20 protein-coding genes are annotated in these 16731 nt (G+C 44.7%); 1 reads left to right on the top strand and 19 read right to left on the bottom strand.

What is annotated here, in order from left to right; translation table 11 throughout:
* The 6 genes from CEG13_RS04900 to CEG13_RS18705 all read right to left on the bottom strand — a co-directional run bounded on the left by CEG13_RS04900 (position 1) and on the right by CEG13_RS18705 (position 4228).
* The gene (locus CEG13_RS04900; protein ID WP_100010756.1) at positions 1-585 is read right to left on the bottom strand and encodes a nucleoside recognition domain-containing protein; all 585 of its coding nucleotides are present in this window, start codon (positions 583-585) and stop codon (positions 1-3) included.
* Complete coding sequence (locus CEG13_RS04895) at positions 585-1679, bottom strand: D-alanyl-D-alanine carboxypeptidase family protein (RefSeq protein ID WP_100010755.1); 1095 nt, start codon at positions 1677-1679, stop codon at positions 585-587. The genes CEG13_RS04900 and CEG13_RS04895 overlap by 1 nt, the downstream gene beginning before the upstream one ends.
* A gap of 116 nt (positions 1680-1795) precedes the next feature.
* Positions 1796-2665 (bottom strand): superoxide dismutase, encoded by an 870-nt coding sequence (locus tag CEG13_RS04890; protein WP_100010754.1) that lies wholly within the window; start codon positions 2663-2665, stop codon positions 1796-1798.
* Between the two features lie 93 nt (positions 2666-2758).
* Complete coding sequence (gene scpB / locus CEG13_RS04885) at positions 2759-3349, bottom strand: SMC-Scp complex subunit ScpB (RefSeq protein ID WP_100010753.1); 591 nt, start codon at positions 3347-3349, stop codon at positions 2759-2761.
* A 2-nt stretch (positions 3350-3351) separates the two neighbouring features.
* Entirely contained in the window at positions 3352-4089 is a 738-nt protein-coding gene (locus CEG13_RS04880; protein ID WP_100010752.1) for a segregation/condensation protein A, read from the bottom strand.
* Positions 4052-4228: a hypothetical protein gene (locus CEG13_RS18705; RefSeq protein WP_158234649.1), complete on the bottom strand. Its 177-nt coding sequence runs from the start codon at positions 4226-4228 to the stop codon at positions 4052-4054. Before CEG13_RS18705 ends, CEG13_RS04880 begins: the two co-directional genes overlap by 38 nt.
* A 91-nt stretch (positions 4229-4319) precedes the next feature.
* Between CEG13_RS18705 and CEG13_RS04875 the strand changes: the two genes are divergently transcribed.
* Positions 4320-4403: a YjcZ family sporulation protein gene (locus tag CEG13_RS04875; protein ID WP_100010751.1), complete on the top strand. Its 84-nt coding sequence runs from the start codon at positions 4320-4322 to the stop codon at positions 4401-4403.
* 98 nt (positions 4404-4501) lie between these two features.
* On the opposite strand, the gene CEG13_RS04870 is transcribed toward CEG13_RS04875, so the two are convergent.
* The 13 genes from CEG13_RS04870 to deoB all read right to left on the bottom strand — a co-directional run bounded on the left by CEG13_RS04870 (position 4502) and on the right by deoB (position 16650).
* Positions 4502-4870, bottom strand: a complete 369-nt coding sequence (locus CEG13_RS04870; RefSeq protein WP_100011186.1) for a GNAT family N-acetyltransferase — start codon at positions 4868-4870, stop codon at positions 4502-4504.
* A 302-nt stretch (positions 4871-5172) separates the two neighbouring features.
* On the bottom strand, positions 5173-5610 hold the full coding sequence (locus CEG13_RS04865) for a peptidylprolyl isomerase (RefSeq protein ID WP_100010750.1): 438 nt from the start codon (positions 5608-5610) through the stop codon (positions 5173-5175).
* Positions 5611-5685: 75 nt separating this feature from the next.
* Positions 5686-6996 (bottom strand): diaminopimelate decarboxylase, encoded by a 1311-nt coding sequence (lysA, locus tag CEG13_RS04860; protein ID WP_100010749.1) that lies wholly within the window; start codon positions 6994-6996, stop codon positions 5686-5688.
* 76 nt (positions 6997-7072) lie between these two features.
* Entirely contained in the window at positions 7073-8554 is a 1482-nt protein-coding gene (locus CEG13_RS04855; RefSeq protein ID WP_100010748.1) for a spore germination protein, read from the bottom strand.
* Between the two features lie 71 nt (positions 8555-8625).
* Positions 8626-9054: a stage V sporulation protein AB gene (locus tag CEG13_RS04850; protein WP_100010747.1), complete on the bottom strand. Its 429-nt coding sequence runs from the start codon at positions 9052-9054 to the stop codon at positions 8626-8628.
* The gene (locus CEG13_RS04845) at positions 9032-9649 is read right to left on the bottom strand and encodes a stage V sporulation protein AA (RefSeq protein WP_100010746.1); all 618 of its coding nucleotides are present in this window, start codon (positions 9647-9649) and stop codon (positions 9032-9034) included. Before CEG13_RS04845 ends, CEG13_RS04850 begins: the two co-directional genes overlap by 23 nt.
* A gap of 131 nt (positions 9650-9780) precedes the next feature.
* Positions 9781-10536, bottom strand: coding sequence for an RNA polymerase sporulation sigma factor SigF (sigF, locus tag CEG13_RS04840; protein ID WP_100010745.1), 756 nt, complete (start codon positions 10534-10536; stop codon positions 9781-9783).
* A 10-nt stretch (positions 10537-10546) separates the two neighbouring features.
* Positions 10547-10987: an anti-sigma F factor gene (spoIIAB, locus tag CEG13_RS04835; protein ID WP_100010744.1), complete on the bottom strand. Its 441-nt coding sequence runs from the start codon at positions 10985-10987 to the stop codon at positions 10547-10549.
* Entirely contained in the window at positions 10984-11337 is a 354-nt protein-coding gene (gene spoIIAA, locus CEG13_RS04830) for an anti-sigma F factor antagonist (protein WP_100010743.1), read from the bottom strand. The genes spoIIAB and spoIIAA overlap by 4 nt, the downstream gene beginning before the upstream one ends.
* 106 nt (positions 11338-11443) lie before the next feature.
* The gene (locus CEG13_RS04825; RefSeq protein WP_100010742.1) at positions 11444-12625 is read right to left on the bottom strand and encodes a D-alanyl-D-alanine carboxypeptidase family protein; all 1182 of its coding nucleotides are present in this window, start codon (positions 12623-12625) and stop codon (positions 11444-11446) included.
* A 686-nt stretch (positions 12626-13311) separates the two neighbouring features.
* Positions 13312-14613 carry a pyrimidine-nucleoside phosphorylase gene (locus tag CEG13_RS04820; protein WP_100010741.1) on the bottom strand — a complete coding sequence of 434 codons (1302 nt, stop codon included), beginning with the start codon at positions 14611-14613 and terminating at the stop codon, positions 13312-13314.
* 25 nt (positions 14614-14638) lie between these two features.
* Entirely contained in the window at positions 14639-15457 is an 819-nt protein-coding gene (locus tag CEG13_RS04815) for a purine-nucleoside phosphorylase (protein ID WP_100010740.1), read from the bottom strand.
* 14 nt (positions 15458-15471) lie between these two features.
* Positions 15472-16650 (bottom strand): phosphopentomutase, encoded by a 1179-nt coding sequence (deoB, locus tag CEG13_RS04810; RefSeq protein ID WP_100010739.1) that lies wholly within the window; start codon positions 16648-16650, stop codon positions 15472-15474.
* Positions 16651-16731: the final 81 nt, after the last annotated feature.

Below are 16731 nucleotides of genomic sequence, written 5' to 3'. Positions count from 1 at the left end.
TTAGTTCCTCCTGGTGCTTTTATAGTGATAGAACCGGTCCACGACCAAGGCGCCGGCAGTGGAAATCGTGGTGGCAATGATGGTTGTGCCGACAATCTCTGTTGGTGATGCAGAATCATATTGCATCCGAATAGCGATTACCGTTGTTGGTATGATAGTCAGACTGGATGTATTCAAAGCGAGGAAGGTAATCATCGATCTTGAAGCAGTATCACTGCCGCTTAATTGTTTCATTTGTTCCATTGCCTTAATCCCCATCGGTGTTGCTGCATTTCCCAGTCCGAAGAGATTTGCCGTTAAATTGGATAAAATATATCCTAGTGCCGGATGATCTTTTGGAAGTTCCGGAAACAGTCTGGACACCGCCGGCCGCAAAATTTTCGTCAGTACTTTCAAAATCCCTGCCTGCTCAGCGACCCGCATGATCCCCAGCCAAAAAACGAGCACACTGATTAAACCGATCGATAAGGTCACTGCTTCTCCTGAACTCGCAAAAATCGCCTCATTCACCTCGTCCATCGTGCCATTTACCATGGCATAAAGAATGCCGATCATTGCCATCGATGCCCATATAATATTAACCATCAGCTATCCAACCCAATTACTTTTTTGTATAACATAAATACCTCTGTGAAAAACCAATTCTCAGGCTGTTCTGCATAAATTGGTGCACTAACCAAGGGGCCGTTATTCAAGTAATAAACCGTTTTTCCGACCTGGTAACTCTTCTCTGCTTCCGCCTCTTCAAGTAAAAAAGACTCTTTTTCGATTTGGTTCTGTTCCTCTTCTGTTAAAGGAAACAGCAGATTATTATGCAGGTAGCCAGTCCTTGAATTTTCGTCTCCTTCCAGCTGATAAAGCTTCCTGCCTTTTTCGGCAAGTTGCGTCATATCGTAATTTTCAAAGCCCCATTCAAACATGGAAATGTGGTCGCGCCAATCATCTGATGCATTCAATGTTACGGCGACCAGCTTCATGTCATCCTTCTCGGCTGAGGAGACCAGGGTTCGTCCGGATTTTCTGGTGAACCCGGTTTTCCCGCCTGTTGAATGATCATACAGCTGTGTCACCAGTTTGTTTTTATTTTGCCAGCTATAGGACCGGTTTTCCGACAGATAGGAGGATGAACCGGTAATTTCCCGGAATTTTTCATTGTTCATAGCATAGCGCATGAGGATCGCCATATCGTAAGCAGTGGAATAATGTTCGTCGGCATCCAGTCCATGCGGATTCTCAAAATGGGTATTGGTCATTCCCAACCAGCTGGCTTTTTGGTTCATTAAGTGGACAAAGCCATCAAGACTCCCTCCGATATGCTCACTTATTGTCACCGCAGCATCATTGCCCGAACGCAGCATCAGGCCATATACCAAATCTTCTATTGTCATTTTTTCTCCCTGTTCCAGATAAATAGAAGAGCCTTCGGTATAAACTGCATTTTCGCTTGTCGTCGCCAGTTCGTGCATTTTCCCCGATTCAATGGCAATAATTGCGGTCATTATCTTTGTAATACTGGCTATCAACTGTTTTTCATGGGCTGCTTGTTCAAACAGCACGCGTCCTGTTTCCTGTTCCATCAGTACAGCATTATTTGCTGAAACCCCTGGCTGGGCTTGTCCTTTTGACGGAAGTACGAAAAAGAACAGCATAACACAAAGAATGCTTAGAAAAAATCGCATAGCAGGCTTCCTCCCACAGTAATCATCTCTGTACAATTTATGCAGGGACAAGCGGAATATGAATAAAAGACAACGCCTTGGCGAGACGTCCTGCAGGAGGCCTGACTATACCAGATTTAATATGGATGCCACTTCAATTTTTGCGCCTTTTCAAAACGGTCATTGACGTCCTGCCAGTTCACTACATTCCACCAATTGCGAATGTAGGCATCTTTATCCGTCTGGTATTGTAAATAGTAAGCATGCTCCCACATGTCCAGTACCAGAAGAGGAATAGTATCGGCTATTTGAAACATTTGATGTTTTTCAAACGATTGGACAGCAAGTTTTCTGCTCCTTGGTGACCACAAGAGCACAGCCCAGCCTACTCCCTCAACGGAGGAAGCAGTTTTTGTAAATAATTGTTTAAATTCCTTCCAGGATCCGAAGTCTTTGTCTATTTGCTTTCTTATTTCGCCGAGAGGTTTTTTGCTGGAATCCGGCGTCATATTGAACCAGAAAATAGTATGCAAATAATGGCCGGATCCGTTAAACGCCTGCTCTCTGAGCCAATGTTTGATGGTTGCATCCTGCGGGTTTTCCAAATACAATTCTCTCTCGGCACGATTTAACCCGTCCACATAGGACTGGTGGTGGTTATCATGATGCAGCCGCATGATTTGCTCACTAATATAGGGCTCCAATGCGTCATAAGCATATGGCAGCGGTGGCAGTTGGTGCTTGCTGTAGGGGACCGCCGATACTGACTGCTGCTCTTTTTCATTGCCCTCTTTGATGCCGAAAAAAAGCCGCTCGCCTTCTGCCCTTATTGCAGACATTTTTTCTTCTGTTAGCTGCTGCTCTCGGTTCAAATGCTGGCTGATTTCTGCCTGCCATTGATCGATCTGCGCTTTCCATTCTTCTTTTCCGGAAAATGGGAGGTTATTCTTGGTTTCGTCTCCCCACCAAAACAGTTCATTTAAATACGTTTGTTTCTTATCATCCATGTCATCACCCCAAGCTAGCCTATGCAAAATAGGCGGGTGCTGTTAACCTGTAAAACAGAAAAACCTTGCACCGGCATGACCGAATGCAAGGTTTTATTCGTCTCCGAATTCCTGATTAAACTGCTCGAAAAACAAATCGGCATCCTGTTCCGCTGTGTCCCTGTCCGCTAAATCCTCCGGCAGTGGAGGCAATTCCTCCAAAGAAGTCAATCCAAAATAGGTTAGAAAGTCTTTATTTGTTGCAAATAATGCGGGACGGCCAATGCTGTCCCGCCTCCCGACTTCTTCAACCAGCGATCTGGCAATTAACGTTTTTACAGGGCGATCGCTCTTTACACCTCTGATTTCCTCGATTTCCGTCCGGGTAATCGGCTGTCGGTAAGCAATGATCGCAAGGGTTTCCAAGGCTGCCTGCGACATTCTGGTTGCCTGTGGGGTCTCAAGCAATTTTTTGTAGTAATCGCTGTGTTCAGGTTTGGTTGTTAAATGGAACACTTCATGGGACTTTATTATCATAATCCCGCGCCCTTCATGTTCATAATCATATTTCAGCTCGTCAATAAGATGACTAACGGTCGCTGCTGTGACCTCAAGTATGCTGGACAGCTGCCGGAGGGTAATTCCCTCATCACCGCTTGCAAATAGCAGACCCTCGATTACTGCTTTCATTTTATCCATTTCCATCGTTATTCCCCCATGCTGTACACAACTAATTCATCAAAATGCTGTTTTTGCCTGCAATAAACCTGATTATTTTTCATTAACTCCAATAACGCGATAAAGGTAACCACAATATGCTCACGAACATTTTCTGGAAACAGATCACTAAACACTACCCCATCCTTCGCGTTCTTCGTAAGCTGCAGAATATCTTCCATTCTTTGTTCTATCGGGATTTCGGCACGTTTTATTTTTGTGTCAAGCGGTTCCTTCCATTTTTTCCGCTCCATCATTTTCCCCAATGCACCAAGCATATCGTAAATCGAGATATCACCCCGCTCGACTGGCTTCCTCTCTGAGATCAGTCCGTCGAAAACTACTGGCGGTCTTGTGAAAATATGATTTGCCTCGGTTTCCTTTTCTTTTAGTGTATCGGCAGCGTCTTTATATTTTCTGTATTCGATTAGCCGTGCCATCAATTCTTCCCGCGGGTCCTCCATATATTCTTCGTCGCCCTCGAGCACTTCCGGCTTCGGAAGCAGCATCTGACTTTTTATTGCTACCAATTCGGAAGCAACGACCAAGTATTCGCTTGCAACATTTAATTCCAGTTGCTGCATGGTATGTATATAGTTCATATACTGCCCGGTTAATTGTGCCATGGGAATGTCGTAAATATCAATCTCGTATTGTTTAATTAAATGCAATAACAAATCAAGCGGGCCTTTAAAGGCGTCCAGCTTTACTTGATAAGCCTGATTCATTTGATAACTCCTCCACACTGTTTAAAGAAACCTTAGCTTTGGCCAAAGCCCGCATTTGATGCAGGATAAGAAGTAATTTTTCTTTTTTATCTGCCACAAATAATGGGAAAAAATAACGGCTGTTGTCATAAACGCCCATACAAGATAGCCGCCCCTGTCATAGGTTAGTAATGTAAGATAAATGTTACCACAAAACATTGGGGAAAAGTATAAAAAGGAGGAATTTCAATATGAGTGGCAGTCATGGCGGCGGTTTCGCCTTAATCGTAGTTCTGTTCATTCTTCTGATTATCGTTGGTGCCGCATGGATGTAGATCCGGCCTGACGGGAAAACCAGCCCTTTTTATGAAAAGGGCTGGTTTTTTATTACAGGTTAATAGGCATTAAATTTCCACTGAAAAGAAATTTCACTCTATGCATCTTCCTCTTTTGAAGCACAGCATTTATCAAAGAAGTTCTGCACTTCCTCGGTCGCTGAGACTGCGTATTTATCCTCATAGAGCCGCATCACTTCTACCATCATTTTTCTGCCGACGCCGGCATTGCGATGGGATGGTGTAACCGAGACATGCTGAATAACTGCATTCAAGTCATCTTCCACTCTAATGCCGATAGCCCCAAGCAGATCTTCCTCTTTCCAGAGAAAAAGGTGCCAGTCCGGGTTGGTTTCATATTCTCTTATGGTCTGCTGCAATTTCTTTACGTCTTTCTTTTCTTCCGGCATGAAAGAGAGCAGGCCCATGGCAATTTTTTCCTGATTCTTTTTATAACGAATTAACATATTGACCCCTCTTAACTCAATCAGCTTAATGGATTCCATCATACCTTCTATTCTCTCTTGGTGCAGGATATCCGTATTTATATAACCATTTATACACTAAGATACGAAATTGTCAAATTGTCTGTGAGTCAAAAAATAACTCAAGTATAAGTATTGACAATATGTGATTAAACATACCATGAATTTTGCGGAAGGCCAACCGAACGAGCTGCCAGCACGTGCCCAAGCTCATGAAAGATAAAACTTTACTCTCCTGTCACAATGATCAAAATGAAGCAATTCATCAATCGTGCCCATGATGGCTAGGCAGAATATACCTTTACCTCTTTCATCACATCTCCATTTTTCATCTGCTTGGCAAATTCGATACCTGAGGTCACCTGACCAAATACCGTGTGGACACCATTTAGGTGAGGCTGCGCTTCATGGACAACAAAAAACTGACAGCTTCCCGTGTCTTTTCCGGCATGGGCCATCGATAAGGAGCCCTCGACATGCTTGTGGGGATTTCCCTCTGTTTCACATTTAATCGTGTAGCCGGCATTTCCGGTGCCTGTGCCATTTGGGCAGCCGCCCTGGCTGACAAAACCGTCAATCACCCGATGGAACGTTAAACCATCATAAAAATTCTCATTGGCCAATTTTTCAAAGTTAGCTACCGTATTTGGTGCCTCCTCAGGAAAAAGATCAAACTCAAGTTTATTGCCATTTTCCATTAAGATAAAACCTTTTTTGCTCATTATTGCATCTCCTTTTCGCCTTATTGCGATCGCTCTATATTTTATCATTACATCTGCTGTTTTGAAAAGAAAAGATTATGCCTGGTAAAACATATCATTGCGGACGACATCTTCATACGTTTCTCTTCTGACAACTAGCTGATCTTCGCCATCCTCAACAAAAACAACGGCTGCTTTTGGGATCCGGTTGTAATGGCTGGCCATGGAATAACCGTATGCCCCGGTAGAAAAAACAGCCAATATGTCTCCATATTCCGCATCCGGCAGCGGAAGATCCCAAATCAGCATATCTCCGGATTCACAGCATTTCCCGGCAATCGAAGCCGTGTCAGTCGGTTTCTGATTCGCCTTGTTTGCAAGCACTGCTTCATATTTAGCCTGATATAATGCAGGCCGCAGATTATCTGTCATGCCCCCGTCTATAGAAATATATTTTCTGACATCGGGAATATCCTTCATGGAACCGATGGTATACAAAGTAATGCCCGCATTTCCGGCAATTGCCCGCCCCGGTTCCAGCCAAATTTCCGGCATCGGCAAGTCCAGCTGTTCGGCGTGCACTTTTACCGTTTCAGTCAATTGTTCGGCATAAGATTTAAGACCAAGCGGATGATCGTCTCCCGTATAACGAATACCAAAACCTCCGCCGAGATTTAATACTTCCGGGACAAAGCCATCCAATCTGTTCCACCGGGATAAATAGTCAAACAGCACATCAGCTGTTTGAATAAACCGGTCTGTTTCAAATATTTGCGAGCCAATATGGCAATGCAGCCCTTTGAAGTGAATCCGTTTCTCGCGCCTTAGCAGCTTGAATGCTTTCTCCGCCTGGCCATTTTGCAGGTTAAACCCGAATTTGGAATCTTCATTTCCTGTCATAATATATTGGTGGGTTTTTGATTCCACCCCTGGTGTTACACGCATTAAGACATCCATCGTTTGATCATGCGTTTCCAGAAGCTGGCTGATTAATTCGATTTCATGGAAATTATCAACGACGATGCAGCCAATGCCCTCTTCAATCGCCATTGTCAGTTCCTGTATGCTTTTGTTGTTCCCGTGCAGATGTATTCGTTCTCTAGGGAAATCAGCCCGAATTGCCGTATACAATTCGCCTTCAGAGACAACGTCCAGACACAAGCCTTCCTGCTTGACTACCTGCAGCATGGCGATCGATGAAAAAGCTTTGCTCGCATAAGCTACTTTTGCCTGTACACCGAGTTTTTGAAAGGTATCCACAAAAGCCCGGCAATTTTCTCTGATGAGGGACACATCGTATACATATAACGGTGTGCCGTATTTATTTGCAAGTTCAATGGTATCAATGCCGCCAATCTGCAAATGCCCTTGCTGATTGACTTCAAATGGGTGGTTATCTTTAATCATGGGCAAATTTCCTCCAATTCTGCGACATAATATTAAAACTTTACCATAATAAAAATAAAAAAAAAAGAGCTAAAGTCTAGCTCTTCTTAACGGGTTGCCGGTAATTGTTTTTTGGATGAACGATGCTTGGCCTGCTGTTTGTAAAGGGAACCGGCACACGGACCAGTACGTGGAGCATGGCTCTGGGATTAAATGGAATAAATGGCCATAAATATGGTGTTCTTAAAGATTTTAGATTTACCAAAAACAGCAGATGGGCCGCAACACCCACGATAAATCCATAGAGCCCAAAGGCTCCAGTAAGGATCACCAATAACACATTGACAACCTTGTTCGCTGTGCTTAATTCATAGCTTGGTGTGACATAACTGCCAACTGCACTAATTGCAACATAGAGAATAACCTCTGGTATAAACATTCCGACGTCAATAGCAATCTGGCCGATCAGCACCGCAGCAATCAAACCGAGAGAAGTGGCCAGCGCTGTCGGAGTATGAATAGCGGACAAACGGAGGAATTCCATCCCAGTGAGGGCTATCAGCATTTGAACGGCAATCGGTATATTTCCCACATCATTTGGTCCAATAAATGACAACTCCCCTGGCAACAAGCTTGGTTCAGTGGAAAACAAAAGCCACAGAGGCAATAGATATAAAGAGGCAAAAACCGCAATGTAGCGCACCAAGCGAACAAAGCTGCCGATCGTCGGTGATTGCCGGTATTCTTCGGCATGCTGCAGATGATGAAAATGAGTTGTCGGCAAAATGATCACACTTGGCGAAGTATCGACAATGACCAGCACATGCCCCTCTAAAAGATGATTTGCCGCCACATCGGGCCTTTCGGTGTAACGTACAAGCGGATAGGGAGAAAACTTTCGCTCCATAATGAACTCTTCTACTGTCTTATCTGCCATCGAAATGCCATCGATTTCAATCGCTTCAATTCTCTTTTTTATTAAGTCAATTAACCCTTTATCAGCAACATCTTGCAAATAGCTGAGGCACACATCCGTTTTCGAGCGTTCACCGACTTTGAGCATTTCATGGCGAAGACGCGTATCCCGCAGTCTTCTTCTGGTGAGTGCGGTATTTTCAATGATATTTTCCGTATACCCGTCCCTGGCTCCGCGAATGACCCGCTCAGTATCAGGTTCCTCCGGTGTTCTTCCAGGATAATGACGGACATCGACAACCAAGGAAAATCTTTCCCCATTGATAAAGATGGAAATCAGACCGGAAAGCATCTGATCCACCGCTTCATCCATGGTCTTCACTCGCTCCACCTGCTGGTGAACGAGTCGGTTTTCAATGATTTCAGGCAACTTTCTTTTATTGCTTTCCACATCATTGATTTCAATTAATTCCTTCAATAACTGCTGAATGAAAGAAGTATCACAGAGACCGGTGACATAGTAAATTTGCACCTTCTGTTTTAATACAATGATTTCGCGAAAGCCGAGATCAAAGGAAACATCTACGCCGAGACGTGATTTCATATAGGTTTCCACTTCTGAGACACGAGCAGGTATGGGTGTGTTTTTTTCCGTCGTTCGCATGCTTATCCCCTCCATTCTTAGAAAACTTCACATGACGCGACAAGTCTTTGTTGCATTTATGCAGGATTTAGTTATTTCACAAAATATAGCCACTGAAATAAAGAACCGGCAATTTTGCCAAATACAATAGCCATGAGGAACCATAGAAGATATGTGTCCATCCCAATACGTTTAGATATAATTGGAAACACATTCAGCACCTCCGTGAGCGCCGCAGCCAGCATACCATTGAAAATGCCGTGAAAGATGCCCCATAATATCAGGAGGACAGTGGGCTGATCCCAAGTAATCCCGCTGAAGGATAAAAAGGTGCCGAACAATGTACCAGTAATTACACAGGCCGTATACATCTTTAATAAGTGGTATGTTTTGGTTAACTGAATCAATCTGGGGAGAATGCCAAGCAAGGTCAGAAAGGCAACAAACCCGCCCCCCACAGCAAGTCCTGCAGCCAGCCCAATGAGAGCCTGGACCGCGTTAATCAGGAGACTTGGTATCATTTAACTTATTTTCATAATGCATGACATAATCATCAAGATCCTGCTGGTATTTATGAATCTCTACTTCAAGAGGGCTTGGCTCCTCATTAAACCGTATTTTGAACCAGTGGTTGAAAAATAAAAGCATTCCTATCCCCAGACCGATGGAATAAGGGACCTGGATCCACAGCGGAAATTCATTTTCCTCTCCGGTCAGCAGAAAGTGCAGCTTTTGCTGTACCTCCTGCATGCTGACATCATAATGAAAATTCATGATGGTCATTGCCGTACCGATGAACAAAAGCAGCCATACTCCGGCAACCACCGGAATAGGCGCCTTTTTTTGATTTCTGGCAATTTGGATAATGGTTTGCGACGGGCCAATCAGCTGAAATTCCAGCTCCCGGTATTGAGCATGGAAATGATCAATGATCAAAAAGCTGTCGATCACTACATTGCTTTTGTCCTTTGGGGTTATCCGGTAAATGACGGTGTTTTCGAGTTCCGGTTTTTTGGCGGTTAAAGTGGAGATATAGGCAATGTCTTTTAATTTAACTTCATGAAAAACCGGCCGTTCTATATGTTTTTTTAATCGCAGATAGACCGTTTCAGGCATAGCGCACCATCCTTTGCCATGAGGTTATCTCTAGTATTTGCCCAATGAGGATTTTTTATCATAAGAAATACTTGGCTTTTGTTCAGAGAGAGGATTAGAAACAGAAAAAATCACCACATGAAGTGATGATTTTAGGGTCCCATATTGTCTTTCATCTCATTCAGTATCTTTTTCTCCAAACGGGATACCTGCACCTGGGAGATACCCAGCCGTTCGGCGACTTCTGTCTGTGTCTGATCTTTGTAATAGCGTAAATAGACAATCAGTCTTTCTCGTTCATTTAACCCGCGAATTGCCTCCTGTAAGGAAATTTTATCAAACCACGTACTGTCCTGATCGGCAATTTGATCCAGCAGTGTGATCGGATCCCCGTCATTCTCAAATACCGTTTCATGAATGGAATGCGGTGATTTTGCCGCCTCCTGTGCATGGACAATCTCTTCGGCAGTAATGTCTAGGGCATCAGCGATTTCTGTCACGGTCGGCGAACGGCCAAGGGTTTTGGTTAATTCATCTTTCTTTTTGCGAATCTTGTTGCCCGTTTCTTTTAAAGAGCGGCTAACTTTTACACTTCCGTCATCGCGGATAAATCGCTGGATTTCTCCAATGATCATTGGCACAGCATATGTAGAAAATCGGACTTCATAGGACAAGTCAAATTTATCAATGGATTTAATCAGTCCGATGCTGCCAATTTGAAACAAATCATCCGGATCATACCCTCGGTTGATAAACCGCTGCACCACAGACCATACCAGCCGGATATTTTTCTCGACTAGAATTTCTCTAGCCTCCGTGTCCCCCTCCTGGCTTTTGCGGATGTACTCTTTTACTTGTTCATCGGTTAACGATTCTTTACGTTTTGTATGTTTCACATGGACATCCATAGACGAACCCCTAATTATAAACCGTTGTGCTTTTGGTCAGCTGCTTCGTCATGTTAACGGTTGTCCCTTCCCCTGCTGATGAGATGACTTCCACTGTATCCATGAAATTTTCGATGATCGTAAAGCCCATCCCCGATCGCTCCATTTCCGGTTTGGATGTATAAAGCGGCTGGCGTGCCTCTTCAATATCAGCAATTCCCATACCTTCATCCTTGATGGTCAGCTCAATTTCTCCGTCATGGAGCATACAGGAAATGGAAATTTTATGATGGGCCTCATTGTTATACCCATGGATGATGGAATTGGTTACTGCTTCTGATACTACCGTTTTAATTTCCGTTAATTCATCCATTGTCGGGTCAAGCTGAGTAATAAACGCCCCTACGGTTACCCTGGCAAATGCTTCATTTTCACTGATGCTGGAAAATTCGATAAACATTTCATTTTTCATGAAGCCACCCCCAATGTTTCAAGCGCAAATGTTTCGTTCTCCTCCAAACGCACAATCTTGAAAATACCGGACATCTCAAATAAACGCCGGACTGGATGGGAAACGGAACAAACGACCATCTCGCCTCCAAGCTGCAGCACTTCTTTATAACGGCCGAGCACAACTCCAAGACCGGAGGAGTCCATGAAGGAGACATCTTCCAGATTTAAAATCACATGCTTCACTGGACTGTTATACAACATTTCTTTCCATTCGCTCCTGAGCTCTTCCGCCTCATGGTGATCCAGCTCCCCACGCAGCCTGACAATCAGTACATTTTGTTTTACTTCAAACAGTGAATCGAGAGCCATTCATTTTTCCTCCTTTATGAATCCTTGCTATACTATCTTCTCGTTTCCCTTGCTTAATTCCTGCAAGAAGACAAAAATAGAAGCAATTCGCTAAAGGTAGAAAAAATCAGTCAGTCTTCACCAATTCCTGCAATGTCCGTTTTAAAAATGTCAGGTAAGATGCTTTGTTAACATCCTGATTAACAGTCAATGGTGTCTCGGATACCACTTCTCCTTCTTTATGAACTTTCAGGATGCCGACCTGATCGCCTTTTTTCAGTGGCAGGGACAAATCATCTGCCATCTCCGCTGTGGTGCGAATTTTGTCGGTATCTTCCCCTTTTTGGAAAACCGTACTAATCGATTCTGAAGCGACGATATCGATTTGCCGATTTTTGGCTTTAAGCAGGCGCAGCTCCGTGATTTTCTCATCTTTTTCGAACAATTTCTTCGTTGAAAAATTATTAAAAGCATAATCGAGCATCCCGGCAACGGCTTTGTTTCGTTCCTTTGGTGTATCAGCACCCATAGCAACAGCGATTACCCGCATATCATTCTTTTCCGCTGTGGCGGTGAGGCAATATTTTGCTGCATTGGTAAAACCTGTCTTCAGGCCATCCACCCCGGGATAGGAACGAATCAGTTTATTGGTATTGACCAGCCAGAATTCGTTTTCCTGGCCTTTACGCAAATAATCCTCATAGATGGAAGTATAGTTGGTTACTTCTTCATACTTCAACAGTTCTTTCGCCATCATTGCCATGTCGTAAGCGGTGCTGTAATGATCATCAGCAGGCAGGCCGGTCACATTCTGAAATTTGGTGTTCTCAAGCCCCAGCTGCTTGGCCCGCTCGTTCATTCTCTCGACAAAGGCTTCCTCACTTCCCGCAATTCTTTCTGCCAGCGCAACGCTTGCATCATTCCCGGAAGCTACCGCTACTCCTTTAAGCAAATCCTTCACTGACATTTCTTCTCCAGCTTCCAGGAAAATCTGCGAGCCTCCCATGGATGCTGCACGCTCGCTTACCTGTATCACTTCATCATACTCAAGAGTTCCCGTTTCCAATGCTTCCATGATTAACAGAAGGGTCATAACCTTTGTCATGCTTGCAGGCGGAAGCTTTTCATCGGTGTTTTTGTCAAAAAGGATTTTGCCTGTATCCCGTTCAATCAGTATTGCTGACTTGGCATCTCCTGCTAGCTCGGGAGTTGAATTTGCACTATTTGTGTCCTCTTCTGCAGCGGCAGGAATAGCAAATAGGAAGAGCAAAGAAACTATCACACTAAACATTAATGCAGTATTTTTCATCGTTTTCCCTCCAACATCAATATATGCCTAGGTTTTCCATTCGTTTGGTTTTTATACGAGCTGTTGGAGGGAATAGCTGTCGGTGCAGAAGCTTTTTTTGACTAAGAATTTTATCGCAAAATCAATAAACTGCGATGTAAAACCAATGAGGTTCATAATCGCCGCTGCGGAAATACCCTTCGCTTTCCGCGGGCGCTGGTGAGCCTCCTCGCGCTGTCGCGCTGCGGAGTCTCACCTATGCTTACCATCCCGCTGGAGTCTCCGGGTATTTCCTCCGCTGACTGATGTGGTTTGCGACTCTACTGCTCTTTAAACCAACCCCTACCCATCCACTTTTGATGGTTGATTGGAGCGGAGAGCAACCGGTTCTTTTCTTTATACTATAATCGAAATGACTTTCCTATAGGGGGAAAAAAATATACATATTTTTTTCCCCTTTTTTCGAGTTGAATTCTATTATATATGTGATGGACTCCTACGGGGACAGCACGTATCTATATTTGAGCAGGAGGTGATGTTCTTCCAAGGGGGCTGAACCCGTGCCCTAAGGTGTACGAAGGTCCGCAGCGGAGATCAACAAACACTCTTGTTGCATTTCCCACCAACTGTGAAGCAAAATCCAACAAAACGGACGAAAAGCGCAACCACCAAAAAAGCACACGGTGTCAGCGTGTGCTTGTTTTTTGTTAGGTAATCATATCATAAATAAGCTTGGGTGCTTTTGTCGGTTCTCCCGTAATTTCGATGCTTTCATACAGTTTGTTTTTTACGTCTTCTATTTCCTCATTGCTGGCATGAATCGTCAGCAGGGATTCACCTTCCTCTATGGAGTCGCCAACTTTTTTGTTGAGGACAATTCCGACTGACAAATCAATTTCCGAATCTTTTGTCGCCCTGCCTGCGCCGAGCATCATGGCAGCTGTTCCAACGTCATCTGCGACAATATTTGAGACAGTGCCGGATGTTTTTGCTGGCAGTTCCAACTGATAGGGAGCTTGGGGCAGGACTGACGGGTCGTCAACAGCGGCTTCATCTCCACCCTGGGCCTTGAGAAAGCGTTTAAATTGATCAATCGCTTTTCCGTTTGTTAAGTTTTCTTTGAGTTTATCTCTTGCTTCTTCAAGTGTGGCTGCTTTTTCTCCCAGCACTACCATCTGCGAGCCCAGTGTGAGGCACAGCTCAGTTAAGTCTTCCGGCCCTTCCCCGTGCAGTGTCGCAATCGCCTCTTTTATTTCCAGGGCATTGCCAATTGCGTTTCCCAGTGGCTGACTCATATCGGAAATGACCGCCATTGTTTTTCTCCCTACCTGGTTGCCGATAGACACCATTGCTTCCGCCAGAATTTTTGCTTCCTCTAGCTCTTTCATGAAAGCGCCTGCACCTGTTTTGACATCAAGCACGATAGCGTCGGCTCCAGAGGCAATCTTTTTGCTCATGATTGAGCTTGCAATCAAAGGAATGGAATTCACCGTCGCAGTAACATCCCTTAGTCCATACAATTTCTTATCAGCTGGAGTGAGGTTTCCGGACTGGCCGATAACTGCTACTTTATTTTTGTTTACCAAATCGATAAATGCTTCGTTGGTAATTTCCGTATGAAAGCCTGGCACTGATTCCAGCTTGTCAATCGTTCCACCGGTATGTCCCAGCCCGCGCCCGCTCATTTTGGCAACAGGAACTCCGAGAGAGGCGACTAATGGAGCAAGCACCAATGTGGTGGTATCACCAACGCCTCCGGTAGAATGTTTATCTACTTTTGTTCCGGAAATGGCGGAAAGATCAATTTGATCACCTGATTCTGCCATGGCGGTAGTCAGGTAGGCCCGTTCCCCCGCTGTCATATCCTGAAAGTAGACGGCCATTAACAAGGCACTTACTTGATAATCAGGTATCTTATCCGCCGTGTACTGGTTAATAAAGAATACAATCTCTTCTTCTGTCAGCGGATGACCGTCACGTTTCTTTTCAATAATGTCATACATTCTCATAAAACAGCGTCACCCTTTCTTTTTTTTATGGCAGCTGGCTGAGTATTTTTTTAACAAAACGAAGAAAATCTTCCCGTACCTTGCCCGTCGTTTCGATTACCTCGCTGTGGGTCAAAGGCTGGTCCAAAATCCCTGCAGCCATATTGGAGATACAGGAAATTCCGAGTACCCGGATACCCGCATGGGCTGCGGTGATAACTTCCGGAACGGTAGACATTCCGACAGCATCTCCTCCTATCGTACGCAGCATCCTCACTTCTGCGGGAGTTTCATACACAGGGCCGCTGTTGCCGACATATACGCCTTTCTGTATCTTGAGCCCAAGTTCTTCCGCTGCGGATTCTGCGTACTGATTCAATTCTCGGTTATATGCCAGGGACATATCTGGAAAGCGGACACCGAGTGCATCATCATTTTTACCGATCAGCGGGTTATCGCCCATGTTATTGATATGATCGGTTATCAGCATTAAATCTCCCGGCTCAAAATCCTGATTGATGCCGCCTGCTGCATTGGTTACGATCAGAGAATCAATGCCCAATTCTTTCATGACACGGACAGGAAACGTGACTTGCTGCATGTTATAGCCTTCATAGTAGTGAAAACGGCCCTGCATGGCGATCACCTGCTTGCCCTCGAGCTGACCGGCAACCAACTGCCCTTTATGGCCGGAGACAGTGGATTCCGGGAAATGCGGAATGTCTTTATATGGCAGGTGGACAGCATGTTGGATCTCTTCTGCCAGTACACCTAAACCGGAGCCGAGAATTAAACCGATTGCCGGTTCTCCTGATAAATGTTTTTTTATATAGCTGCTTGCTTCCTGAATTGCTGTCTGATTCATTTCGTCACCTCTCCCTATTTGACATTGTTTAAAAAGCTGGTGCCGTGCTTTGGCATGCTGACCTGGAAGTTCTCTGCGATGGTTGCTCCAATATCAGCAAACGTCTCTCTTAAAGGCAGCTTCTTTCCTTCTTCTATTCCCTGATGATAAACAATTAGTGGCACATACTCCCGTGTATGATCGGTACCGTGGTGCACAGGATCATTGCCATGATCAGCGGTAATAATTAATAAATCATCTGTCTGCAGCCGCTCGAACACTTCCGGCAGTCTTGCGTCATATGCTTCCAATGCTTTTCCGTATCCTTCCGGGTCACGGCGATGTCCAAATTTGGCATCAAAGTCAACAAGGTTAAGAAAGCTGATGCCGCGAAAATCTTTGTCCATTGTATCTACTAACTTCGTCATTCCATCCTCATTATCTGTCGTGCGGATGGCCTCCGTTACGCCTTCTCCATCGTATATATCGGAAATTTTACCAAGGGCAATCACATCATAGCTGCTGTCGGCCAATTCATTCATAACCGTCCGGCCGAATGGTTTCAATGCATAATCATGCCGATTGGCTGTACGCTGAAAGGTTCCCGGATCACCGACAAATGGCCGGGCAATCACTCTTCCTACCATATATTTTTCATCCAGTGTAAGCTCCCGGGCAATTTCGCAGATCCGGTACTGTTCCTCAATTGGGATAATCTCTTCATGGGCAGCAATTTGCAGAACAGAATCGGCAGACGTGTAGACAATCAAGGCTCCTGTTTTCATATGCTCTTCGCCCAACTCTTCAATGATTGCCGTGCCTGAAGCCGGTTTATTACCGATTATGCTGCGCCCGGTTTTTTCTTCCAGTTCATCGATCAGCTCATCGGGAAACCCGTCAGGAAATGTGCGAAACGGCTGTTCAATGTTCAGCCCCATGATTTCCCAGTGTCCCGTCATTGTATCTTTGCCATTAGACGCTTCCTGCATTTTGCCGAAATGCGCCTTTGGTACATCTGCCTTTTCAATACCCTGAATCTCCCGGATGTTGCTCAGGCCTAACTCTCCCATATGCGGCATTTTCAGGCCATTCATATGCTCGGCAATATGCCCAAGCGTGTCGGCGCCTTTGTCATTAAACTGTTCGGCATCTGGTGCCTCCCCGATACCAACAGAGTCCATTACAATTAAGAAGATTCGGTTATAACTTGCCATTTTTATCAGCCTCCTGTAGTTATCTTCCCTTTTCCCGGATTAACTATGTCTTATTCGATGGTTGTAGGATGTCAGACAACT

Source organism: Lentibacillus sediminis, assembly GCF_002763455.1.
Classification (GTDB): domain Bacteria; phylum Bacillota; class Bacilli; order Bacillales; family Amphibacillaceae; genus Lentibacillus_D; species Lentibacillus_D sediminis_A.
This window is presented reverse-complemented; position numbering and strand designations above follow the sequence as displayed.